The sequence below is a fragment of the Kribbella sp. NPDC059898 genome (assembly GCF_042730855.1).
In the GTDB taxonomy this organism is placed as follows: Bacteria; Actinomycetota; Actinomycetes; order Propionibacteriales; family Kribbellaceae; genus Kribbella.
On sequence record NZ_JBHWKR010000008.1, the window covers coordinates 1 to 22,109 of the forward strand.

The 22,109-nt window shown below is 69.4% G+C and carries 20 protein-coding genes; 13 read left to right on the forward strand and 7 right to left on the reverse strand.

The features are described 5' to 3' along the window. Positions 1-95: 95 nt before the first annotated feature. Genes ACFV9C_RS24285 through ACFV9C_RS24295 form a run of 3 tightly spaced genes read right to left on the reverse strand, consistent with a single transcriptional unit; the run spans position 96 to position 2,336 of the window. Positions 96-734 carry a response regulator gene (locus tag ACFV9C_RS24285; protein WP_380196971.1) on the reverse strand — a complete coding sequence of 213 codons (639 nt, stop codon included), beginning with the start codon at positions 732-734 and terminating at the stop codon, positions 96-98. Position 735: 1 nt separating this feature from the next. Then, entirely contained in the window at positions 736-1,854 is a 1,119-nt protein-coding gene (locus ACFV9C_RS24290; protein WP_380196973.1) for a sensor histidine kinase, read from the reverse strand. Next, positions 1,851-2,336 (reverse strand): hypothetical protein, encoded by a 486-nt coding sequence (locus tag ACFV9C_RS24295; RefSeq protein ID WP_380196975.1) that lies wholly within the window; start codon positions 2,334-2,336, stop codon positions 1,851-1,853. The genes ACFV9C_RS24290 and ACFV9C_RS24295 overlap by 4 nt, the downstream gene beginning before the upstream one ends. Positions 2,337-2,481: 145 nt before the next feature. Here ACFV9C_RS24295 and ACFV9C_RS24300 point away from each other — a divergent pair, with 145 nt between their 5' ends. The 8 genes from ACFV9C_RS24300 (at position 2,482) to ACFV9C_RS24335 (ending at position 12,252) form a co-directional block, all read left to right on the forward strand. Continuing rightward, positions 2,482-4,161: a sodium:solute symporter family protein gene (locus ACFV9C_RS24300; RefSeq protein ID WP_380196977.1), complete on the forward strand. Its 1,680-nt coding sequence runs from the start codon at positions 2,482-2,484 to the stop codon at positions 4,159-4,161. 14 nt (positions 4,162-4,175) lie between these two features. Next, entirely contained in the window at positions 4,176-4,412 is a 237-nt protein-coding gene (locus ACFV9C_RS24305; protein WP_380196978.1) for a hypothetical protein, read from the forward strand. Positions 4,413-4,509: 97 nt separating this feature from the next. Then, positions 4,510-5,277, forward strand: a complete 768-nt coding sequence (locus tag ACFV9C_RS24310; protein WP_380196980.1) for a phytanoyl-CoA dioxygenase family protein — start codon at positions 4,510-4,512, stop codon at positions 5,275-5,277. After that, positions 5,274-6,164, forward strand: coding sequence for a helix-turn-helix domain-containing protein (locus ACFV9C_RS24315; RefSeq protein WP_380196982.1), 891 nt, complete (start codon positions 5,274-5,276; stop codon positions 6,162-6,164). Before ACFV9C_RS24310 ends, ACFV9C_RS24315 begins: the two co-directional genes overlap by 4 nt. A 145-nt stretch (positions 6,165-6,309) precedes the next feature. Continuing rightward, positions 6,310-8,790 carry a leucine--tRNA ligase gene (leuS, locus tag ACFV9C_RS24320; protein WP_380196983.1) on the forward strand — a complete coding sequence of 827 codons (2,481 nt, stop codon included), beginning with the start codon at positions 6,310-6,312 and terminating at the stop codon, positions 8,788-8,790. A gap of 15 nt (positions 8,791-8,805) precedes the next feature. Beyond that, positions 8,806-9,225 (forward strand): YjbQ family protein, encoded by a 420-nt coding sequence (locus ACFV9C_RS24325; protein WP_380196985.1) that lies wholly within the window; start codon positions 8,806-8,808, stop codon positions 9,223-9,225. Positions 9,226-9,324: 99 nt separating this feature from the next. Continuing rightward, complete coding sequence (locus ACFV9C_RS24330) at positions 9,325-9,519, forward strand: hypothetical protein (protein ID WP_380196987.1); 195 nt, start codon at positions 9,325-9,327, stop codon at positions 9,517-9,519. A 198-nt stretch (positions 9,520-9,717) separates the two neighbouring features. Further along, the gene (locus ACFV9C_RS24335; RefSeq protein WP_380196989.1) at positions 9,718-12,252 is read left to right on the forward strand and encodes an ATP-binding protein; all 2,535 of its coding nucleotides are present in this window, start codon (positions 9,718-9,720) and stop codon (positions 12,250-12,252) included. 629 nt (positions 12,253-12,881) lie between these two features. Here ACFV9C_RS24335 and ACFV9C_RS24340 read toward each other — a convergent pair. Then, positions 12,882-13,379 carry a pyridoxamine 5'-phosphate oxidase family protein gene (locus tag ACFV9C_RS24340; protein WP_380196990.1) on the reverse strand — a complete coding sequence of 166 codons (498 nt, stop codon included), beginning with the start codon at positions 13,377-13,379 and terminating at the stop codon, positions 12,882-12,884. A gap of 53 nt (positions 13,380-13,432) precedes the next feature. Between ACFV9C_RS24340 and ACFV9C_RS24345 the strand changes: the two genes are divergently transcribed. The 4 genes from ACFV9C_RS24345 to ACFV9C_RS24360 all read left to right on the forward strand — a co-directional run bounded on the left by ACFV9C_RS24345 (position 13,433) and on the right by ACFV9C_RS24360 (position 19,133). Further along, entirely contained in the window at positions 13,433-14,275 is an 843-nt protein-coding gene (locus tag ACFV9C_RS24345) for a DegV family protein (protein WP_380196991.1), read from the forward strand. A 633-nt stretch (positions 14,276-14,908) separates the two neighbouring features. Then, entirely contained in the window at positions 14,909-16,027 is a 1,119-nt protein-coding gene (locus tag ACFV9C_RS24350; RefSeq protein WP_380196993.1) for a helix-hairpin-helix domain-containing protein, read from the forward strand. 587 nt (positions 16,028-16,614) lie between these two features. After that, the gene (locus ACFV9C_RS24355; protein WP_380196995.1) at positions 16,615-16,809 is read left to right on the forward strand and encodes a hypothetical protein; all 195 of its coding nucleotides are present in this window, start codon (positions 16,615-16,617) and stop codon (positions 16,807-16,809) included. A gap of 239 nt (positions 16,810-17,048) precedes the next feature. Further along, a complete protein-coding gene (locus ACFV9C_RS24360; RefSeq protein ID WP_380196997.1) occupies positions 17,049-19,133 on the forward strand; it encodes a ComEC/Rec2 family competence protein in 2,085 nt (694 codons plus the stop codon). 51 nt (positions 19,134-19,184) lie between these two features. Here the strand turns inward: ACFV9C_RS24360 and ACFV9C_RS24365 are convergent, their stop codons facing one another. After that, positions 19,185-19,754, reverse strand: a complete 570-nt coding sequence (locus ACFV9C_RS24365) for an isochorismatase family protein (RefSeq protein WP_380196999.1) — start codon at positions 19,752-19,754, stop codon at positions 19,185-19,187. A gap of 70 nt (positions 19,755-19,824) precedes the next feature. On the opposite strand from ACFV9C_RS24365, the gene holA reads away from it, so the two are divergent. Then, positions 19,825-20,808 (forward strand): DNA polymerase III subunit delta, encoded by a 984-nt coding sequence (holA, locus tag ACFV9C_RS24370; protein ID WP_380197001.1) that lies wholly within the window; start codon positions 19,825-19,827, stop codon positions 20,806-20,808. Positions 20,809-21,156: 348 nt separating this feature from the next. Here holA and rpsT read toward each other — a convergent pair whose 3' ends face one another. After that, complete coding sequence (rpsT, locus tag ACFV9C_RS24375; RefSeq protein WP_380197003.1) at positions 21,157-21,417, reverse strand: 30S ribosomal protein S20; 261 nt, start codon at positions 21,415-21,417, stop codon at positions 21,157-21,159. A 120-nt stretch (positions 21,418-21,537) separates the two neighbouring features. Beyond that, positions 21,538-22,095 carry an SRPBCC family protein gene (locus tag ACFV9C_RS24380; protein WP_380197004.1) on the reverse strand — a complete coding sequence of 186 codons (558 nt, stop codon included), beginning with the start codon at positions 22,093-22,095 and terminating at the stop codon, positions 21,538-21,540. Positions 22,096-22,109: the final 14 nt, after the last annotated feature.

Genomic DNA, 22,109 nt, shown 5'->3' on the forward strand with positions numbered 1-22,109 from the left:
ACCCACCCCCCCCGGGTGGGGGCCGTGACCCGCCTCTGTGGGGGTGCCCTTCAGCCCCGCCCCTCGGGCGGGCCACGGGGTCGGGCGCGGAGCTCTCAGGCACCCTCTGACACGATCCCCTGGCGGTACGCGTAGCGGACGGCCTCGGCGCGGTGCCGGGCGCCGATCTTCGCGAACGTGTTGTTGATGTGCGTCTTCACGGTCGCCTCGCTGATGAACAGTTCGCCGGCGATCTCCGGGTTGCTGAGGCCGCGGGCGATCAGCTTCAGTACCTCGGTCTCGCGCGCGGTGAGGCCGTCGTTGCCCGGATCGCCGGCCTGCGTCAGCCCGGCGATCAGGCGTTTGGAGACCTCCGGGTCGAACGTCGACTGCCCGGCCGCGGTCGACCGCAGCGCGGCGCCGATCTCGGCGCGGCCCGCGTCCTTGGTCAGGTAGCCGCGGGCGCCGGCCCGGAGCGCGTTCGCGATCGACGCGTCGTCGGCGTACGTCGTCAGCACCAGTACGGCGACGTCCGGGTGGTCGGCGGTGATCCGCGCGGTCGCCTGGGTACCGTCCAGCACCGGCATCCGCAGGTCCATCAGCACCACATCCACGTTGCCCTGGGCAACCAGCTCGACGGCCTGCACGCCGTTCGCGGCCGCGCCGGCAACCTCGACGCCGTCGATCAGCCCGAGCAGTGCGACCAGCCCTTCCCGGACGACCTGCTGATCGTCCGCGACAACTACCCGGATCACGTCACTCAACCTCCGCCACCACCAACCAGTCGTCGCCGTCCGCACCAGCGGTCAGCGTGCCGCCCACGAGCGCCAGCCGCTCCCGCATCCCGGCGAGCCCGAACCCCTCGCCGGTGGTGACCCCCTTGTTCCGCACCGACACCCGTACGCCGCCGTTGTAGACAAGCAGAATGTCAACAATCTGACCAGGCGCATGTTTCGCCGCATTCGTCAGCGCCTCCCGCACCGCACCAAGCAGCGCGACCGTGACGCCTGAGTCGAGCCTGTGGTGCCCGCTGACCGTCAGCCGCACGGCTGTCCCGTGGTCCTTCTCGTGCTGTTCCGCCATCGCAGCCAGCGCCGCCGGCAGCTCCGGCACCTCGTCCGCCCGCAACGCAGCCACCGCGCTCCGCGCCTCGGTCAGCCCCTGTACGGCGAGCTTCCGCGATCGACGTACCCGCTCGAGCGCTCCCGCCGTATCGCCCCGCTCCGCCAGCAGCGCCTCGGCCACCTCCAGCTGGACGCTCAGTGCGCCCAACGAGTGCGCCAGTACGTCGTGCAGGTCGCGAGCGATCCGTCCACGTTCCTCGAGTGCCGCGGCGCGGGTGTGCTCGCTCTGCGCCAGCTGGGTCTGCTCGAGCAACTGCTCGGTCTGCCGCGCCTGTACCTCGTACTGCCGCCGGTTCAACCCGAACGCGATCAGTACTGCGGTCCACAGCAGCTGAGTGAAGTACCACGTGTCCGACTGGCCGAACAGCCAGGCCGAACCGGCGTACGCGACCGACACCCCGATGCCGGCGGCAACGATCGGCCGGTTGCCGTGCCGTCGGAAGACGATCACCGCTATGTCGGTCATGGCGACCAGCACGAGTACCAGAGCGTTCGACTGCGAGTAGCCGGTGATCAGCGCGTTGCCGACCGCGACAGCCGACAGCAGCCCGAAGGCGACGTACGGCCGGGCCGACATGAGCACGGAGCCGACCAGGAAGACTGCGAAGCTCACACCGAGCACTACCCAGACCCAGTTGTCCGCGGGGCGCGCGGTGGCCAGTACGGCGATCGCGACGCCGGCGGTGAGTACCCGGCCGACCCAGCCGCTCTCGCCGTGCGGACGGGTCGGCAGCAGCGCCTTCAGCTTCACTGGTTGGTGTACTCCTCGGCCATGCGGCTCGCCTTGCCCTGGATGATCATCGACTGCGTCAACAGGTTCGCACCGAGCGAGACCATCAGCGCACCGCCCTCGGCGACCGGTACGCCGAGCAGATGGCCGACGCCCGCCAGGCCGAGCCGGATGACCAGGTAGGCCACCATGATGCCGAGTCCGGGCAGACCGAGCCGGTAGAACACCTTCCCGGCGCGTCGCTCCACCTGGGCGACCCGCCCGCCGGCGACCCCGGCGACCAGCGCGACGCCCGCGCCGATCACCAGCAGGATCACGTCGGCGGCGCCGAGGTACGTGTGCCGGGCGTACAGCTGATAGACCCCGGCGCCGATCAGGATGACCGGGCCACGCCAGACGTCGGCGTTGGCGTTGTCCAGCTCGGACCAGGACAGCCGCCGGGCGACGACGGCGATCACGATGGCGATCACGACGAGTGCGTTGGGCAAGGTTCCGAAGCTCATGTCACGGACGGTAGGTCCGGACTGCACTGCGTGAGGACAGACCACGGGTGGAGATCCGGGTGGAGACGCGATCTGGTTGAAAAGAGGAGTAACGTTCCTCACCGGTAACACCACGATCTGTCACAACCGACGTTCCGGAGGGCCGATGCTTCCGCAACAATCCATCCTCAGACTGGACGCCACGGCGATCGACTACGTCATCATCGCCCTGTACTTCGTCTTCGTGCTCGGCATCGGCTACCTGGCCAGACGCGCGGTGTCGAGCAGCCTGGACTTCTTCCTGTCCGGCCGCTCGCTGCCCGCCTGGGTCACCGGCCTGGCGTTCATCTCGGCCAACCTCGGCGCGATCGAGATCATGGGCATGTCCGCGAACGGCGCGCAGTACGGCATGCCGACCGTGCACTACTTCTGGATCGGCGCGGTCCCGGCGATGCTGTTCCTCGGCGTCGTGATGATGCCGTTCTACTACGGTTCGAAGGTCCGCAGCGTGCCGGAGTTCATGCTCCGCCGGTTCGGGAAGCCCGCGCACCTGGTGAACGCGATCAGCTTCGCACTGGCGCAGGTACTGATCGCGGGCGTGAACCTGTTCCTCCTGGCCACCATCGTGAACGTCCTGCTCGGCTGGCCGATCTGGGTGTCGGTGATCGTCGCCGCCGCGATCGTGCTCAGCTACATCACGCTCGGCGGCCTGTCCGCGGCGATCTACAACGAGGTGCTGCAGTTCTTCGTGATCGTCGCCGCGCTGCTGCCGCTGACCCTGGTCGGCCTGCACAAGGTCGGCGGCTGGCAGGGCCTGGTCGACAAGGTGACCGCGTCGCCGGGCGGCGGCTCGCAGATGTCGGCGTGGCCGGGGAACGCGCTCAGCGGGTTCGGCAACAGCTTCCTGTCGGTGATCGGGATCGTGTTCGGCCTCGGCTTCGTGCTCTCGTTCGGCTACTGGACGACGAACTTCACCGAGGTCCAGCGGGCGCTGGCCTCGAAGAACATGTCGGCCGCCCGGCGGACCCCGATCATCGGGTCGTTCCCGAAGATGTTCATCCCGTTCATCGTGATCATCCCCGGCATCATCGCCGCGGTGACCGTGCCGGAGCTGGCCCAGTTCAAGGCGAGCGGCAGCGGCGACGTCGACTACAACGACGCGATCCTGCTGCTGATGCGCGACCTGCTGCCGAACGGCATGCTCGGCCTCGCGATCACCGGCCTGCTGGCGTCGTTCATGGCCGGTATGGCGGCCAACCTGAGCTCGTTCAACACGGTCATGTCGTACGACATCATCGAGCGGTACGTGCTCAAGGACCGGCCGGACGAGTTCTACCTGCGGACCGGGCGGATCGTGACCGTGGCCGGCACCCTGGTCGCGATCGGCACCGCCGCGATCGCCTCCGGCTACAGCAACCTGATGGACTACCTGCAGCAGCTGTTCTCGTTCTTCAACGCGCCGCTGTTCGCGACGTTCATCCTCGGCATGTTCTGGAAGCGGATGACCGCCACGGCCGGGTGGATCGGCCTGGTCACCGGTACGGCGACCGCGATCCTGGTCTTCATACTGTCCGAGAACGGCGTGATCAACCTGCCCGGCCAGGGCGCGAGCTTCGTCGGCGCCGGTGCGGCGTTCGCGGTCGACATCGTGGTCAGCGTGCTGGTGAGTCTGGTGACGACCCCGAAGCGCGACACCGAGCTGGTGGGTCTGGTGTACTCGCTGACCCCGAAGGAACAGCACACCGAGGTGGCGGTCGCCGGCGACGGCGGCTGGTACCGCAAGCCGGTGCTGCTGGCGGGCATCTCGCTCGCGATGACCATCGCCCTGAACATCATCTTCGGCTGACAAGGAGCAGTGACATGGCGGAGAAGAAGAAGGCCGGAGCGTTCGACATCCGGGTCGTGATCGCGCTGCTGGTCGGTATCTACGGCGTGGTGCTGACGATCCTCGGGATCACCGGGAGCCAGGCCGAGACCGACAAGGCGGCCGGGATCAACATCAACCTCTGGGGTGGCATCGGGATGCTGGTGTTCGCCGCCCTGTTCGTGCTCTGGGCGCGGCTGCGGCCGATCGCCGTAGCGGACGAGGCCGAGTGAGCATGTCCGTTTGACGAACATCGGCGTCCGGTCGGGTCCTCCCGCGCGGACGCCGGCGTTCGTAGGCTCGAAGTACCCGATCAGGAGGTACTCCGAGATGACGATCACATCCGAGCGGCCCGAGCTGTCGTCGCTCGCGCAGCAGTACGCCGCCGACGGCTTCGTGCTGGTGAAAGGCCTGCTCAGCAAGGAAGAAGCGGCGTACTACCGCAAGCGCAGCCACGACCTGCTGGCACAGCTGAACCGCGGTGACGACCCCACCTGGGGGGCCGCTCGTGACATGGCCGACGCACCCACCAAACTGCAGCACCTGCACGACGCACAGTTCTACGACGCCGAGTTCGCCAAGCTGCTCGTGGACCCGCGGTTCACCGACGTGGCCGCCGCGGTGATGGGGGTCGACAACGTGCAGCTGCACCACACGAAGCTGTTCGTGAAGCCGCCGGAGAACGGTTCGCCGTTCCCGCTGCACCAGGACTACCCGTTCTTCCCGCACACGTACCACCGGGTCGGTGCGGCGATCTTCCACTTCGACGATGCCCCGGTCGAGAAGGGCTGCGTACGGATCATCCCGGGCAGCCACAAGTCCGGGCCGCGCGAGCATGAGGCGGAGGGCTCGTACCACCTGCTCGAGCCTGCTTTCGACGAGGCGACGCCGCAGCCGGCCGAGGCGGGCGACGTACTGTTCTTCACGTACCTGACCGTGCACGGGTCCGGCGTGAACACCAGCGACGAGGCCCGTACGACGTGGTTGATCCAGTACCGCGACCCGGCGGACCCGCCGACGGTGAAGACCCACGAGTGGTCGCTCGGTCAGGGCATGATGCTTCGTGGAGTCGACCCCACTGGCAGGAGTGCCGTTTGACGCTCGCCGAGGTAGGCAATGCGGACCGGTTCGTCGACCTCGCTGGGCTCCTGGAGTCCTGCGAGGTCGACGGCTTCCACGCGGACTTCCTCAGCTGGGGGCACTACCAGCCGGAGTACTGGCGCAACTACTGGCACAGCCACTCCTTCCACGAGGTCTGCCTGGCGTACTCGGGGGAGGGCCGCTTCAACAACGGCTCTGTGCGGTACGACGTGGTGCCGGGCTCGGTGTTCCTCGCCAGACCGGGTGACGTGCACGAGATCGAGTCTTCGCACAGTGAGCCGTTGGGGATCGCGTTCTGGGGGTTTACCTTCCGCCCGGGGTCGGACGAGGGCGGATGGTGGTCCGGGTTGACACGCACTGATGGCCCTGTCATGTCGAGAAGAGCGGGTGCGCTCCCAGCACTCGTCACCGCGCTGGCGCGGGAAGCTGCGGCCCCCACGTCGGGCTACGAAACTGCTCTGACAGCTCTGGGCTCAACGCTCGTGCTGGAGACGGCGCGGGCATTCGCCCGCGAGGAGGACCTAGCTGTTGAGCCAGTGCGTCGCGACAGAGGACCACTGGTGGTAGAAGCCATGCAGCGGCACCTCCGCGACAACCTGTCGCGGCCCATCACCGTGCGAGACGTCGCCGCGGCGGCTCACCTCTCCGAGCGCCATGCGGAGCGGCTGTTCACGCAGCAGACCGGTGACTCGATCATGTCCACGTTGTGGCGGCTGCGGCTGGAACTCGCCGGGCAGCTCCTGCTGGATCACACGCTCTCCGTCACGGACGTGGCGCGAGCCTGCGGGTACTCCGACGTACGTCCGTTCTCCACAGCGTTCAAACGCAAGTACGGCCGTACACCCGGGGAGCACCGCCGCACCGGCGGGACGGAGTTCCTGTAGTGCTACCCTGAGCGCATGCGAGTGAGCCTGCTCCTTACCTAGCCGTACTGGCATTCCGGTCAGTACGGCACCCCCTCCTGTGTGAGGGGATTTTTCATTTCTGGCAGATTTGGGCTCAACACAGACACGAAGCAGGAGTAGGACCGTGAGCGAGCAGGTGGACGACACTCCGATCGACCGGGGTGGCTACGACTTCAACGCCATGCAGGCCAAGTGGCGTCCGGTGTGGGAGAAGCTGGACCCGTTCAAGGCGAAGGACGACGGCTCCGCGGAGCGTCGCTACGCGCTCACGATGTTCTCGTACCCGTCGGGCGACCTGCACATGGGCCACGGCGAGGTGTTCGCGCTGCACGACGTGCTGGCGCGCTACTGGTTCCAGCAGGGGTACGACGTGCTGAACCCGATCGGCTGGGACTCGTTCGGGCTGCCGGCCGAGAACGCCGCGATCAAGCGCAACGAGCACCCCGCGACGTACACGTACGCCAACATCGAGACCCAGGCGGAGTCGATCCGGCGGTACGCGCTGAGCTTCGACTGGTCGCGCCGGCTGCACACGTCCGACCCGGAGTACTACCGGTGGACGCAGTGGCTGTTCCTGCGCTTCTACGAGCGCGGCCTGGCGTACCGGAAGGCGTCGTACGTCAACTGGTGCCCCAACGACCAGACCGTGCTGGCCAACGAGCAGGTCGTGCAGGGGCGCTGTGAGCGCTGTGGCTGGGAGGTCACGAAGCGGGAGCTGACCCAGTGGTACTTCAAGACCACTGAGTACGCCCAGCGGCTGCTGGACGACATGGAGCTGCTGCAGTGGCCGGAAGAGATCCTGCTGATGCAGCGGAACTGGATCGGCCGGTCCGAGGGCGCCTTCGCGAACTTCGAGGTCGAGGGCCGCGACGAAACGATCAAGGTCTTCACGACCCGGCCGGACACGCTGTTCGGCGCCACCTTCATGGTGGTCGCGCCGGACGCCAAGCTGGCCGCCGAGCTGGTCACGCCGGAGCAGCAGAGCGCGTTCGACGAGTACCTGACCAAGGTCAAGGCGACCACCGAGATCGAGCGGCAGAGCACCGAGCGCGAGAAGACCGGCGTCTTCCTGGGCTCGTACGCGATCAACCCCGTGACCGGGCAGCGGATCCCGATCTGGGCCGCCGACTACGTGCTGGCCGACTACGGCACCGGCGCGATCATGGCGGTCCCCGGACAGGACACCCGGGACTGGGAGTTCGCGGAGAAGTTCGGCCTGCCGATCGTGCGAACCGTGCAGCCTGTCGACGGCTTCGACGGCAAGGCGTTCACCGGCGAGGGCCCGGCGATCAACAGCGCGAACGACGAGATCAGCCTGGACGGGCTGGAGATCGCCGAGGCGAAGACGCGGATCATCGACTGGCTGCAGGACAAGGGCCTGGGCGAGCGCACGATCAACTACCGGCTGCGCGACTGGCTGCTGAGCCGGCAGCGGTACTGGGGCTGCCCGATCCCGATCATCCACTGCCCGTCCTGCGGCGAGGTGCCGGTCCCGGACGACCAGCTGCCGATGGAGCTGCCCGACCTGCGCGGCGCCGACCTGCAGCCGAAGGGTGTCTCGCCGTTGGCGGCCGCCCGCGAGTGGGTCGAGGTGGACTGCCCGAAGTGCGGCGGGCCGGCCGAGCGCGACACCGACACGATGGACACGTTCGTCGACTCGTCCTGGTACTTCCTGCGCTACCTGTCGCCGGAGTACACCGACGGCCCGTTCGACCAGGCCACGGCCGAGCGGTGGATGTCGGTGTACCAGTACGTCGGCGGCAAGGAGCACGCCGTACTGCATCTCATGTACGCGCGCTTCTTCGTGAAGGCGCTGCACGACATGGGCATGCTGAGCGTGGTGGAGCCGTTCACCCGGCTGCTGAACCAGGGCCAGGTCATCAACCAGGGCAAGGCGATGAGCAAGTCCCTGGGCAACGGCGTGAACCTGGGCGACATGATCGACGAGTACGGCGTCGACGCGGTCCGGCTGACGATGGTGTTCGCGGGTCCGCCGGCCGACGACATCGACTGGGCCGACATGTCGCCGGGCGGTTCGCTGAAGTTCCTGCAACGGGCCTGGCGGCTGGCCGGCGCGGTCTCGTCGCCCGTCGGTGCCGACCCGGCGGCGGGTGATCCGGAGCTGCGCAAGCTGACCCACCGGACCATCGCCGACGCGGCCGAGCTGATCGACTCGCACCGGTTCAACGTGATGGTCGCCCGGATCATGGAGCTGGTGAACGCGACCCGGAAGACGATCGACGCCGGACCGGGCGCGGCCGACCCGGCGGTCCGCGAGGCCGTCGAGACGGTGGCGATCCTGCTGAGCCTGGTCGCGCCGTACACGGCCGAGGAGATGTGGGAGGAGCTGGGCCACGAGCCGACCGTCGCCAAGGCCGGCTGGCCGAAGGTCGACCCGGCGCTGCTGGTCGAGGACACCGTGACCTGCGTGGTCCAGGTGGCCGGCAAGGTGAAGGACCGGCTGGAGGTCGCGCCGGGCATCTCCGACGCCGACCTGGAGCAGTTGGCGCTGGCGTCCGAGGCGATCCAGAAGGCGCTGGACGGCCGCGGTACCCGCAAGGTGATCGTGCGGGCGCCGAAGCTGGTCAACATCGTTCCGGCGTAGGACTACGCTGCTTGGATGCGTTCCGAGCTGATCGACGTCGCGACCGGCGGGACCGGGGTCGTGTACGACCTGACGAGCAGGTGCGAGCAGTTCGTCGCCGCTGAGGCCCACCAGGCCCAGGGCGACGGGCTGCTGCACATCTTCGTGCCGCACGCGACCGCCGGGATCGCGATCCTCGAGACCGGGGCCGGCAGCGACACCGACCTGCTCGCGGTGCTCGAGGAGCTGCTGCCGCGCGGCTTCGGCTGGCGGCACCGGCACGGTTCACCGGGGCACGGACGCGATCACGTCCTGCCCGCGCTGATCCCGCCGTACGCGTCGGTGCCGGTGCTGGACGGCCGGATGATGCTCGGCACCTGGCAATCGATCTGCCTTGTCGACACCAACGTCGACAATCCCCAGCGTCAGGTCCGGCTGTCCTGGCTGGGTAGTTAGTGGACTACCCGGTAATAACTGCCGCGGTATTTTGGTGACTTATTGTGATGTTGGCGACGGCGTTACGTTTGCGAAACACGGCTCCGCTTGAATTACCGCATGGCTGCCCTCGACTCCCTGCGCGACGTCACCGTTGAGCTCCTGGTTCGCGCGACCCGCGGGATTTGCGACGGCAGCCTGCTGAATGCCGATTCCGGCCGCGCCGACACCAGTGCCCGGATCGACGACTGGGCCGGCATCCTTTCGCTGTACGCCGTGGAAAATGAATCCCAGTCGGTTCGCGCGACTGCTTGAAACGTGCATTTCTGATCGCCCAAGCTTTTTGTGCCGGGCCTTTGTGCTGTGACCCAGGCCGCAGCTCGCACGCCGGGTATGCCCAGCGAGGACACGCTTGTCACGCTATGTTGTGACGAGTATGTGAGGCCTGCAGAGGGGTGACCGGCTGTGTCGGACGTGGATGGTCGAGCGGGCGGTCGGCGAGGGTTCGCCGAGTTGCTGCTCGACTTGAGGGTCCAGTCCGGCCTTTCCCAGGAGGAGCTGGCCGACCGGGCCGGGCTGAGTGTGCGCTCGATCCGGGAGATGGAGGCCGGCCGGGTCGCGCGCCCGCGGAAGGACTCGGTGCGGTTGCTGGCGTCCGCGCTGGAGCTCCAGGACGTGGCCGAGTTCCTGCAGGCCGCGGGGCACGGCTCCGGGCGGGCCGTCGTACGTCCTGCTGTCAGTCCTCCGACCGTTTCGGTCGCCGACCCGGCGCCCACCGGCCTGCGGTGGCGCGGGACGCGGCCGATTCCGGACGGGCTGGTCGGGCGTGAGGAAGAACTGTTGGAGCTGGAGGGACTGCTCCGGCAGAACCGGCTGGTCACGCTCGTCGGCCCTGGCGGTGTCGGCAAGACCGAGCTCGCGCTGGCCGCCGCGGACCGGTTCTCCGGCGCCGACACCACCGTCGTGGTCGTCGACCTGACGACGGTCCAGCGCGACGCCGCCGTCACCTCCGCCATTCTCGACGCCTTCGGCACCGCTCCCGGTACGTCGGACCTCGACGACGTACTGTCCGGCCGCCGGCCCGGTGACCTGGTGATCGTCGAGGACAACGCCGAGCACGTGCTCGACGGCGTCGCGACCGTCGCGAACCGGATGGTGCGGAGCTTCCCGGGGGTCGGCGTACTTGTCACGTCCCGGATCCCGCTCGGCCTGCCGGACGAGGTGGTACGTCGCGTCCAGGTGCTCGGCGTACCGGCGAACGACGAGCACTTCGAGGAGATCGCGGCATCTCCGGCGGTGGAGATGTTCTGCCGCCGGGTCGCGCGAGTACGCCCGGACTTCACGCTGACGCGGGAGAATGCCTCGACCGTGGCGCGGCTGTGCCGCCGGTTGGACGGCCTACCGCTCGCTTTGGAGCTGGCCGCGGCGCGGGCGGGGTCGTTGTCGGTGGAGACGATCCTGGCCGCACTGGACGACCGCTTCCGCTTGCTGTCAGGGCCGCGGCGGTTCGGTGCGCCGCACCAGCGGACGCTGGCGGACACCATCGCGTGGAGCGTCGACGGGCTGTCGGACGCGGCGCGGCAGATGCTGTACCGGGCGTCGCTGCTCGGGTCGCCGTTCACGCTGGAGGCGGTGGCGGGCGTGTGTACGGGCGCCCCGATCCACGAGTTCGACGTACCGATGCTGCTGGCCGAGCTGGTGGAGAAGTCGCTGCTGCAGCCGGTGCCGGAGTTCGAACGGCTGTACGGCGCGCGGTACAAGCTGCTGGAGACGATCCGCGAGCACGCGTACGCCGGGCTGTCCTCGCAGGGCGACGACCTCACCGAGTTCCGCAACCGGGCCGTCGAGTGGTGTACGACGTACGTCGCGGGGCTGGAGGGCGCGTGGTCGTCGCCGGACCGCGACCGGCGGTACCGGGCGGCGCATGCCAACTCGGCGCTGTTCGAGGTGGCGCTGACGCGGGCTGCCGAGCTGGGGGAGTGGGACACGGCGGCGCGGATCGTGCTCGGGTTCCGGATCGCCTGGCAGTACCAGGCGAGCGTGGCCGAGAGCGGGATCCGGTGGGCGACGCTGTGCGCCTCGAACGTGTCGGACAAGGAGACGAGCGGCCGGCTGCTCGCCATCGCGGGGCGGCTGTCCAGTCTGACCGGCGACATCCACGGGGCGCGGCGGCACTACGAAGAGGCGCGCAAACTGATCCCGGGCGAGACGGAGATGGGTCTTGTCGCCCGAGGCGGCTGGGTGTCCTCCGGGTCGCACCTGCTCGACACACAGAGCCTGGCAGAGATCCCGGCGCTGGTGGACGACGCCCGGAAGCACGGCGACATCCAGCGGTCCACAACCGTGCAGGCGACCTGTGGGCTCGCTCTGCTGCGCTGGGGCCGGCTGGTGGAGGCCAGGGACCTCCTGCTCGCGTGGGAGGCCGCCCTGGTCAATCCTGGCGTCTACCCGGACGAGATCGGCTACATCGCGCTCAGCCGGGTCGACCTGGAGCTGGGGAACCTGGCGGGCGCACGGCACTGGGCTGAGCTCGCCCGCGACAGCCAGGCTCCGGACGACCCGGAACGCACCAAGGTGGCCAGCTGCCTCGCAATGGTCGAGTACCAGGACGGCCGGTACGACGAGGCCCGCGCACTGCTCGACCAGGCCGAGGCGGACATCCGCGGGCATCGCGGGTACTTCGACTACCTGGTCATGCTGTATCGCTCCCGGCTGGCACGGGCCGCCGGGGAGATCGAGCAGGCCCGGCAGGCGGTGCTGGACGCGTTGAACCGGCTCCTGCTCGAAGGGCGGGTCGTTTACCTGCTCGAAGTACTGCCGGAGGCTGTGGCCGTGCTGCACGTGCTGGGTCGTTCCGAGGCGGGCGATGCGGTGTGCGGTCAGCTGCTCGCGTGGCAGCGCACGATGGACCCGCCGATGCTGCCGACGGCGTGGGCCGTGCTGCAGGAGTCGTGCCACAGCGCGTCGGTCGCGGACGGGTGGCCGCAGCCCGATCCGGCGGCCGCCGTACAGCGGCTGGCGAACGACGTACTCGCCGCTCTTTCGTGACGCCGATCCGCTGAAGCTGCCGGGTAACTGCCGGTCGTTCTGCCTCGTCCTGACATGGCCGCCGGACGAAGAATTACAGCCGTAGGGCAGGTTCCAGGACGCAGAGTCCGACCCCGGAAAACGGCAGCGGAAGGCGGTGCACCATGAAGAGGCCATGGCACACCGCGGCACTGCCCGGACCGGCGAAGGCGACGCGGAGGGCCTCCGGGTGCTGGTCGGTGGGGGCGCCGACCGGCGGCCGAGAGCTCCGGAGTGCTGCGGAATGCGGATCTGTCCTGCCTGTACCGGGCGCGGTGCACCGTCAGGGCACTGCTTCCGGGGCGGGGTCCCAGCAACGGGTCCGGCACACGACACAGGGGACGAGTGTCGGGATCCGGCTGACGCGGGTGCCCGGCGGGCCAGGTCTCCCGCCGGCGTGTCGGCTGCTGGGACCTCCCGGGACCTCGGTGAGCTCGCGGTCAGGCCGGTTCGGACAGAACCGGATACGGGGAGTAGCTCGCCGGGGTTCCACCAACTTCAGCTGACAACCAGGGGGAGTCAGCCGGACGAGCCGGGCTGTTGACGCACAGGGGACGTCAGCGGCCCGGCCAAGTTCCCGAGCGAGGTGAAGGTCCCGGGAGGGGTGACCTTCACCTCGCTTCCGCTTCGCCGTACCCGACGATCCAGGTCGGCTGGAGCCTGCCGTAGACGATGTCCGGGCCCCAGCTCGACGGCGAACTGCCGTAGTGCTTCGTCAGGTGTTCCTCGATCTCCGCGAAGTCCGGGTGCGCGGCGGTCAGGAACTCGACGTCGCCGTGGCTGAACACGCCGATCCGCTCGCCGTCGACGTACGCGATGCTCGCCGCCGGCCGCGCTCTGAGATGGCGCGCCTTCGCCGCCGACCCGGACGTGGTGAACACCCATCGGGCATGCAGGAAATGCCCGTCGACCGCGCTGATCCGCGGCTCGCCCCGCGCCGTCACGGTCGCCAGGTTCACCGTGCACATGCCGGTCAGCGCCCGCACCAGCGCGGCGGCACTGAGCCGCTTCCGGCCCTTGATGATGCTGCGCAGGTGCTCCGTCGACCGCGGGTACACGGCGTCCATCAGCGCCTGCAGCTCGGCGACTTCCGCTGCTGTCTCCCTCATCTTGTGGAGTTTGGCACTGCGCTCGGACATTAACTGTCCGGTAACCTCGCAACATGGCAGCCCGCGTGCAGGTCGTCACCGACTCCACGGCCGGTCTGTCCACGCACGAGCTGCTCCGGCACCCGCTGACCGTCGTACCGCTGCAGGTCGTGATCGGCGGCACGTCGTACGACGACGGCGCCACCTCCGCGGACGCGGTCGCCGAGGCGCTCAAGACGTTCACGCCGGTGTCGACCAGCCGGCCGGCGCCGCAGACGTTCGCCGACACGTACGCCGCCTGCGCGGCCGACGGCGCCGAGGCGATCGTCTCGATCCACCTCTCCGGCGACATGTCCGGCACCTTCGAGGCCGCGATGATCGGCGCCAAGGAGTCCCCGGTCCCGGTCCGCGTCGTCGACTCCCGCTCCCTCGGCATGGGCCTCGGCTTCCCGGTCCTCGCCGCGGCCGCCGCGGCCGCCGCCGGCGAGGACGCCGCCAACGTCGAGGCTGCCGCCCGAGCCCGGATGAAGGCGATCTCGTCGTACTTCTACGTAGACACCCTCGAATACCTCCGCCGCGGCGGACGCATCGGCGCCGCCCAGGCCCTCCTCGGTACGGCGCTGGCCGTGAAGCCACTCCTCACCATCAACGGCGGCCGCATCGTCCCCCTGGAAAAGGTCCGTACGTCGAGCCGCGCCATCGCCCGCCTCGCCGACATCGCCGTCCAACGAGCCGGCGACACCCCCGTCCAATTGGCCGTCCACCACCTCGCCAACCTGGAAAAAGCCCAAACCCTCGCCGACAACCTGGCCACCCGCCTCCCGCAGGCCGAAGAGATAGTCCTCCGCGAAGTAGGCGCCGTCATAGGCGCCCACGTAGGCCCCGGCCTCCTAGCAGTAGTAGTAAGCCCCCTCTAACCCCAGTAGTAAGCGCCTCCTCTAACCCCGCACGCCCACCCCCGCTCCACACCACCAGACGCGCCGCACACCCCCACCCCCGCACTCGCCGCCCACATCAGCGCCTCACATCAGCGCCTCAGGCGAGCGACCGACGCCAGCGCGTCAGGCCAGTCGTCAGGTCAGCGGTCCGGGCGAGCGGCCGACGCCAGCGCCTCAGGTCAGCGCCTCACGTCAGCGCCTCAGGTCAGTGCCCAATGCCAGCGCGTCAGGTCAGCGGCCGACGCCAGCGCGTCAGATCAGCGCCGCACGTCAGCGCCGCACGTCAGCGCTCCACGTCGGCGGCTCAGGTCGGCGGCCCACGTCGGCACCGGCGAGCTGTGGCGCCTCGGCCCCCGTCCCGCCGGCAACCCACCGCGCCCCGCGCCCTCTCCCGCGGCCGCCGGCGCCGCGCCAGGACCCGCTCCGGTTGCAACTGTGATGGATTGACGGTCTGGGGAACATTGTGTGCCGATGCGGGTGGGAGATCCTCCCCAACCTGATCGATCCGCCTCCCGCGCCTGTCGGGTGAGCCGAGCGTGGCGTGGTGTTGGTTCTCCACAAGGTTCGAATGACGGGTTCGGGGCGGGTGCCGGACTCGTACCTTCTCTGGGCGTGAAGGTCTTCCGCCGTACCCAACCCCCCTCCGAGGACGCCCGCGCCCGAGCCCTCTCCCGCCTGGCGACCCGACCACCCACGTACGCCGACCCTCACACCCCCGAAGCACCACCCGAAGTGCTACCCGAAGCACCAGCCGACGTGCTGCCCGAAGCACCAGCCGACGTACTGCCCGAAGCGCCGGCCGAGGTGCTGCCCGAAGACCCCGAGGAGCGTGATGAGGTGCGCGGTGGATGGATCCCTGACCAAGTACCCGACCGCCTACGCAACGCCCGCTGGACCCTCACCCCGCGCCACGTCCTGATCCTCGCCGCCGTCCTGGTTGTCGGCCTCACCTGGGCCACCTGGACCTTCCTCCACGCCCGCCCAACTCCCATCCCCGAAACCCACCCCACCACCACAAGCACCGGCACCCCCGTAACCCAACCCGGCACCGGCCAACCCACCGGCCCAACCCAACCCGGCACAGGCCCCACACAGCCCGGCGGCCCCAACCCAGGCGCCACCCAACCCGGAGCCACCCAGACCCAACCTGGCGCCGGACAGAACCAACCCGGAGCAGGACCGAACCAACCAGGCACCGGCCCGACCCAACCCGGCGCCGCATCCACGCAGCCCGGTCCACAATCCCCAGCCGATCCCGCCCAGTCGCCCGGCGCCACAACCTCGTCCGGCCCACAGTTGGTCGTGTACGTCGCAGGCAAAGTACGCCGCCCCGGCCTCGTCCACGCCCCACCCGGCTCCCGCGTAGCCGACGTACTCACCCTCGCCGGCGGCCCCCTCCGCGGCGTAGACCTCACCACCCTCAACCTCGCCCGCCCCGTAACCGACGGCGAACAAATCAACGTGGGCCTACCAACCCAACCCCCACCCCCAAACCCACCCACAACCTCCACAACCGCCGCTCCAACCTCCGCCCCCGACACCACCGTCAACCTCAACACCGCCACCGCTGACCAACTCGATGCCTTGCCCGGCGTAGGCCCCGTCCTGGCCCAACGCATCCTCGACTACCGAACCCAGAACGGCCCCTTCACCACAATCGACCAACTCCAAGAAGTCCCCGGCGTAGGCCCCAAGAAGTACGACTCCCTCAAATCCCATGTCCGCATCTGACCCCACCCCACGTCCTGCCCGCCCGCCGCACCACGCAGCAAAGGCGGCCCCAAACCTCACGCCGGAGGACCAACAGGCCGCTCCACCGCCCTCCACCTCAGCCTCAGCTCCACCCGCCGAGCGTGCCCCCACCCCGGACACCACCCCGCAGGACAGGGATGGGACTCCACAAGCTTCCACGGTGGCGTCGACCGCAGCCGTCGGGCCGGGCGCTGCTCCGGGCGTCGCTCGAGAGCGCCCAGGTGAGGTTCGGCGAGGTTCTACTGCGGAGTCCGCCGTGGCCGTCGGAGGGGAGTCCGCTGCGGACGTCGCATCGGAGGCCACGTCGGCGGATGTGGTGGTTGAAGCGGCCGAGCGGATGGACATGCGGCTGTTGCTGCCGGCGGGGGTTGGGTGGTTGGTGGCGGCGGTTCTGGTGGGGCGGGGGCCGTTGGTTGGGGCGGTTGTTGGCGGGGTGGTGCTGGGGTTGGCGGTGGTGGTGGGGCTGTTGTTGGTGTGGCAGCGACCGGCTGTTGGTCGTGGGCAGTGGCTGGCAACTGGTGGCGGTCGGCTGCGGGGGCTGATGGGTGGCGGTCGGGTGACCGGCGATGGTGCGGTGGCTGATGAAGGCGCCGTGCCTGGAGCTGGTGAGGGCGCCGTGCCTGGAGCTGGTGAGGGCGCCGTGCCTGGAGCTGACGGCGCGGCCAGCCTGGATGGTGATGGTGGAGCTGGTGGCGGGGCTGGCCTGGATGGCGATGGTCGGGTGGATGGCGATGGTGGCGAAGGTGGCGATGGTCGACTAGATGGCGACGGTGGCGACGGTGGCGACGGTGGCGACGGTGGCGTGGGTGGCGTGGGTGGCGTGGGTGGGGTGGGTAATGGGGGTGGTGGGGGTGAGGTGGGGCCGTGGGTGGGGTGGGTGTGGGCGGGGGTCGGGGTTCTTGTTGTGGTTGGGGGGTTGGCGGTTGCGGCGGCGCTGCAGGTTGGGACGGTGCGGGCTGGGCCGGTGTATGAGCTTGCGGGGCGTGCGGCGAGTGCCAACGTGCGGGTGCGGATTGACGGGGATCCGGTACTGAAGCAGAGCACCACCTCCAGGCGGCCGCCGTATGTGGTGGTGAAGGCGACTGTTGAGGAAGTGCGTGGGCGGGCGAGCGGGCAACCCTCGGGTTCGGTGCGGGTTCGTACGCCGGTGTTGCTGATCGGTACGGCGAAGTGGAAGGAGGTCAGGTACGGGCAGCACGTCGACGCGACTGGGCGGCTCGAGCGGGCTGACAGTGGTGGTGAGGTTGCGGCGATGCTGTCGACGCGGTCGCCGCCTCGTGTCGTCGACGCGCCGCCGTGGTGGTTGCGTGCTGCCGAGCGCGTACGGGCCGGTCTCAGGCAGGCGGTGGCGCATCAACCGGAGGACGTGCGCGGGCTCGTGCCGGCGCTGGTGATGGGTGATGTCTCCGGCGTATCGGCCGAGTTGAACGCCGACTTCCGGACCACTGGCCTCACGCATTTGTCCGCCGTTTCCGGGACGAACCTGACGCTGCTGCTCGCGTTCCTGCTCCCGCTGGCGCGGCTGATCGGCGTACGGGCCCGTGGCCTGACGGTCGTCGGCGTACTGACGGTTGTCGTGTTCGTCGTACTCGCGCGGCCGCAGCCGAGCGTGCTTCGGGCGGCCGCGATGGGGCTGATCGCGTTGGCTGCGATGACCGGTGGGGGAGGGCAGCGCCGGGCGGTGCGTAGTCTTTCGGTCGCGGTGATCGTGCTCCTGCTGCTCGACACGTCGCTCGCGCGGTCGGCCGGGTTCGCGTTGTCGGTGCTCGCGACCGCGGGGATCGTCCTGCTCGGGCCTGGTTGGCGGGATGCGTTGGCGCGTTGGCTTCCCGGATGGTTGGCCGATGCGATCTCGTGCCCGTTGGCGGCGCAGATCGCGTGTACGCCGATCGTCGCGTGGCTGTCGGGACAGGTGTCGCTCGTCGCGGTTGTGGCGAATCTGTTGGCCGGTCCAATGGTTGGTCCGGCGACGATCCTCGGGTTCGTGGCGGCCGGTATCGCCTTGCTGAGTACGGGACTCGCACAGGTCGTCGGGTGGGCCGCCGGATGGCCCGCGCGGTGGATCATCCTCGTCGCGCGCGAGGGTGCTGATCTGCCCGGTGCCGAAAGCGCCTGGCCCGCAACGGTGTTCGGCGTCGCCGTACTGACCCTGCTCTGCCTGGCGCTCGTCTTCGGCATGCACCGGATCCTGGCGCGCCCGATCGCGATGATCCTCGCGACGGTGGTGCTCGCGGTCGCCGTACTGCGCCCGATCGGCTCCCTCGGCTGGCCACCGCGGGACTGGCTGTTCGTGGTCTGTGATGTGGGGCAGGGAGACGGCCTGGTGCTCAAGGCCGGTGACGGTACGGCGGTGGTCGTCGACACCGGGCCGGATCCGGCGGCGATGGACCGCTGCCTGACGGATCTCGGGGTACGGCGTATCCCGGTGCTGGTGCTCAGCCACTTCCATGCCGATCACGTCGGCGGGCTGGCCGGGGTGCTGAACGGGCGGCAGGTAGGAGAGATCGAGGTGACGCCGTACTTCTCGCCGCGGGCGGAGTACGACCGGGTGACCGAGCTCGCCGCGCAGCACGGGGTCGGGGTTCGTACGGTCGCGTTCCACGAGCAGCGGGTTGTCGGGCAGGTGAGTTGGACGACGTTGTGGCCGGCGAAGGTGCCTGCGCTTCCGCCGACGGGTACGTCGTCGGCGACGTCAACGGACGAAGGGTCTCCGGAGAACAACGCGAGTATCGCGATGATGGTGGAGGTGGGCGGCCTGCGGATCATGCTCACCGGGGATCTGGAGCCGGAGTCGCAGCGGGCGGTGCTGGCGAGCGGGGTCGATCTGCGGGCGGATGTGCTGAAGGTTCCGCACCATGGGTCGGCGCGGCAGGATCCGGCGTTCATCGCCGCGGTGAATGCGCGGCTGGCGGTCATTTCCGCGGGCCGCGACAACGACTACGGGCACCCGGCGCCGAGGACGCTGGACCTGCTGTCCCACGACACAGTTCGGACAGCCACCACCAATGTGAGCGGTTCGCTCGTCGTCACGAACACCAACAGCCACCTCTCCCTCGCGACTCGCTCAAGCGAGGCGGTTGGGTGAGCGGCGGGAGACGTGGGGATGGTGGGAGGAGCCGCGACGGGCTAGGTCGGGTTAGAAGCTCGTGGATGAAGCGGGGAGGGTGTTCATGAGCTGGTCTCCCAGGGACCACGCGGCTACTCGGGAGGCGATGTGGGCCGGGACAACCTCCGAGACGCCGGGGACTGCCGGTACGTCGTACGTCGCGTGGGCGTCGTGGGGGAGGACGACCTGGTAGCCGCGGTCGAGGGCGGTTTCCGCGGTGGCGCGGACGCACATCTCGGACATCACGCCGCAAATGGCGAGGGAGCGGACGCCGGCCGCCACCAGGACGTCGCCCAGCGGCGTGGCGTCGAAGCCGTCGTCGCGTGGTTTGCGGATGACGTGTTCGCGGGGACCGGGGCTGGCCGGCAGGTACAGCTCCCAGCCCGGCGTGCCGGGTTCGTCGTCGGCGCCGGGCGGGCCGTCGTTCTGGAGGTGTACGACGACCGCGCCGGCCGCCCGGGCGCGGGTGAGAAGGTCGCGGACCCGGTCCAGGAGCTGGGCGGCGTCCGGTACCGCGTCGGGGCCGGAGACGAAAGCGGTCTGCATGTCCACGACGATCAGGGCGTCGCAGGAGGGCGGCGCGTCGGCAGCGGAGGTCATGGGTTCATCCTCGCGGTTTCGGTGTGGGTGCGCACCCGGATTGTCCGGGCGTCGTGGGATGCTGGGCACCGTGGCTGCTCGTAAAGGTTCTGCGCCGAAGCTCGGTGATGTCCTGCTGGTGACCGGCTCCGAGTCGTTCCTGGCGGACCGGGCGGTGCGGTCGGCGATCGCGGCCGTGTCCAAGACCAGTTCCGAGGTCGAGGTGACCGATCTCGACGCGTCGACGCTGGACGTCGGGGTGTTCGCGGAACTGACCGGGCCGTCGCTGTTCGCGAGCGAGCGGGTGCTGGTGCTCCGCGCGCTGGAGAACCTGCCGAGCGAGATGGCGGCGCATCTGGTCGAGTACGCCGGGTCGCCGGCGGACGACGTACTCGTGGTGCTCGTGCACTCGGGTGGGCAGAAGGGCAAGGGCGTCCTCGACAAGTTGCGGAAGGCATCGGTCAACGAGGTCGTCGCGACGGCGCCGAAGGCGTGGGAGTTGCCGCAGTTCGTGGCCGGCGAGATCCGGTTGCTGGGTGGGACGGTCGACGAGGGCGCGGCATCGGCGCTGGTCGACGCGGTGGGGCACGATCTGCGGGCGCTCGCGGGTGCGTGTTCGCAGTTGGTGTCGGACTCGGGCGGGCAGGCGGTGACGGCCGAGCTGATCGGGCAGTACTTCGGTGGGCGCGCTGAGGTGACGAGCTTCGCGGTCGCGGATGCGGCGATCGCCGGGCGGACGGAGCCGGCGCTGGAGCAGCTGCGCTGGGCGCTGGACTGCGGGGTCGCGCCGGTGCTGGTGACGAGTGCGATGGCCGGCGGGTTGCGCGGGCTGGCGAAGTACGCGAGCGCGTCGGGCGGGATGCGGGACGCGGATCTGGCGCGCGAGGTCGGCGTACCGCCGTGGAAGCTGAAGCAGCTCAAGCAGCAGGCGCGGGGCTGGACGCCTGGCGGGCTGGCTGCCGCGATCAAGGCGGTTGCGCAGGCCGACGCCGATGTGAAGGGCGCCTCCGGCGACGCCGGCTACGCCCTCGAACGCATGGTCCTCACCATCACCCGCTCCCACGGCCGCCGCTAACCACCCGATCCAAGCACCCCCGTCGGGCGCTGACCACCCCACCCAGGCGCCCCCGTCGGGCGCTAACTACCCGTTCGAGGCGCCCCGGTCGGGCGCTAACTACCCGATCGAGGCGCCCCGGTCGGGCGCTAACCACCCCACCCAAGCGTCCCGTCGGGTGCTAGCCGCCCGATCCAGGCGGCCCCGGTTGGGCGCTGCGTGGCGGAGTGGGGGCGTTCCACGGTGGGTGCTGGCTGCGCTGCGTGGTGTGGGGGTGGTGCGGGGTGTGTTCGGGAACGCGAAAACGATCGGCCGGGTTGGTGGACCGGGCCGATCGTTTGGGGCTGCGTCAGGGACGTGGCCGGGGCGTCAGAGCGACGCGGCCTTCTTGAAGATCGCCGACTTGCGGTTGGCGGCCTGGTTGGCGTGGATCACGCCCTTGCTGACGGCCTTGTCGAGCAGGCGACCGGCCTTGCGGGCGGTCTCGGTGGCCTTCTCGGCCTCGCCGGCCTCGACGGCCTCGTGGAAGCGCCGGACAGCCGTCTTGAGGGTCGACTTCACGGACTTGTTGCGAAGTCGCGCAGCCTCGTTCTGGCGGTTGCGCTTGATCTGGGACTTGATGTTCGCCACGGAGCAGAGCCTCGATCAGGTGTGTGCGGTCATTACAGGATGGTGTTGCGCGCACGGCTGTACACCACCCGTGGGCACGCGAAGGAACAGATTACCAACAAGCAACCCCCACCTCCAAACTCACCCGGCTTCGGCCGCGGACTTCAGCCGGAGCAGCGTGGTGTGGATGCCGTCGACGTTGCGCGGCGTGCGGTCCCCGAAGACGGGGCGGAACAGGGTCTTCAGGACGGCCGGGCGATGGTCGGTCCAGGACTCGGTCACCGTGCAGCCGTCGGCGGTACCGGCGAACACGTAGTCCCAGCGGGAGATCGGGATCGGCCCGAAGGTGATGTCGAAGGTGAAGCGCCGCGCGGGATCCGCGGTCACCACCTTCCCGAAGGTGAACCACGAGACCATCCCGACCCGGTTGTGCCCGACGAACCGCGCACCCGCGACCGGAGCAGCGGTGCCGGCACCCCGCCAGGTCACCCGCGTGCACTCCGGGCTCCATTCGCCCATCCGCGGTAGATCGCTGACCAATCGATACAGTGTGTCAGCGGACGACTGCACTGTGATGGACTCGGTCAGGTCGGGCATCGGGTTTTCCCTTGCTCTGGGCGGTCGCGGGCTCCGCTGAGCGTGACAGTGCCGACGCCTGACGGCATACTCGGGGCCCCGCGAGCCCCAAAGCTCCGCCATCGCTCCGCCAAGCC

Coding starts and splice junctions, on each gene's coding strand:
- ACFV9C_RS24295 (WP_380196975.1), bottom strand. CDS start 2,336: ATGAGCTTCGGAACCTTGCCCAACGCACTCGTCGTGATCGCCATCGTG.
- ACFV9C_RS24300 (WP_380196977.1), top strand. CDS start 2,482: ATGCTTCCGCAACAATCCATCCTCAGACTGGACGCCACGGCGATCGAC.
- ACFV9C_RS24305 (WP_380196978.1), top strand. CDS start 4,176: ATGGCGGAGAAGAAGAAGGCCGGAGCGTTCGACATCCGGGTCGTGATC.
- ACFV9C_RS24310 (WP_380196980.1), top strand. CDS start 4,510: ATGACGATCACATCCGAGCGGCCCGAGCTGTCGTCGCTCGCGCAGCAG.
- ACFV9C_RS24325 (WP_380196985.1), top strand. CDS start 8,806: ATGCGTTCCGAGCTGATCGACGTCGCGACCGGCGGGACCGGGGTCGTG.
- ACFV9C_RS24330 (WP_380196987.1), top strand. CDS start 9,325: ATGGCTGCCCTCGACTCCCTGCGCGACGTCACCGTTGAGCTCCTGGTT.
- ACFV9C_RS24340 (WP_380196990.1), bottom strand. CDS start 13,379: ATGAGGGAGACAGCAGCGGAAGTCGCCGAGCTGCAGGCGCTGATGGAC.
- ACFV9C_RS24345 (WP_380196991.1), top strand. CDS start 13,433: ATGGCAGCCCGCGTGCAGGTCGTCACCGACTCCACGGCCGGTCTGTCC.
- ACFV9C_RS24355 (WP_380196995.1), top strand. CDS start 16,615: ATGGTGCGGTGGCTGATGAAGGCGCCGTGCCTGGAGCTGGTGAGGGCG.
- ACFV9C_RS24365 (WP_380196999.1), bottom strand. CDS start 19,754: ATGACCTCCGCTGCCGACGCGCCGCCCTCCTGCGACGCCCTGATCGTC.
- ACFV9C_RS24380 (WP_380197004.1), bottom strand. CDS start 22,095: ATGGCGGAGCTTTGGGGCTCGCGGGGCCCCGAGTATGCCGTCAGGCGT.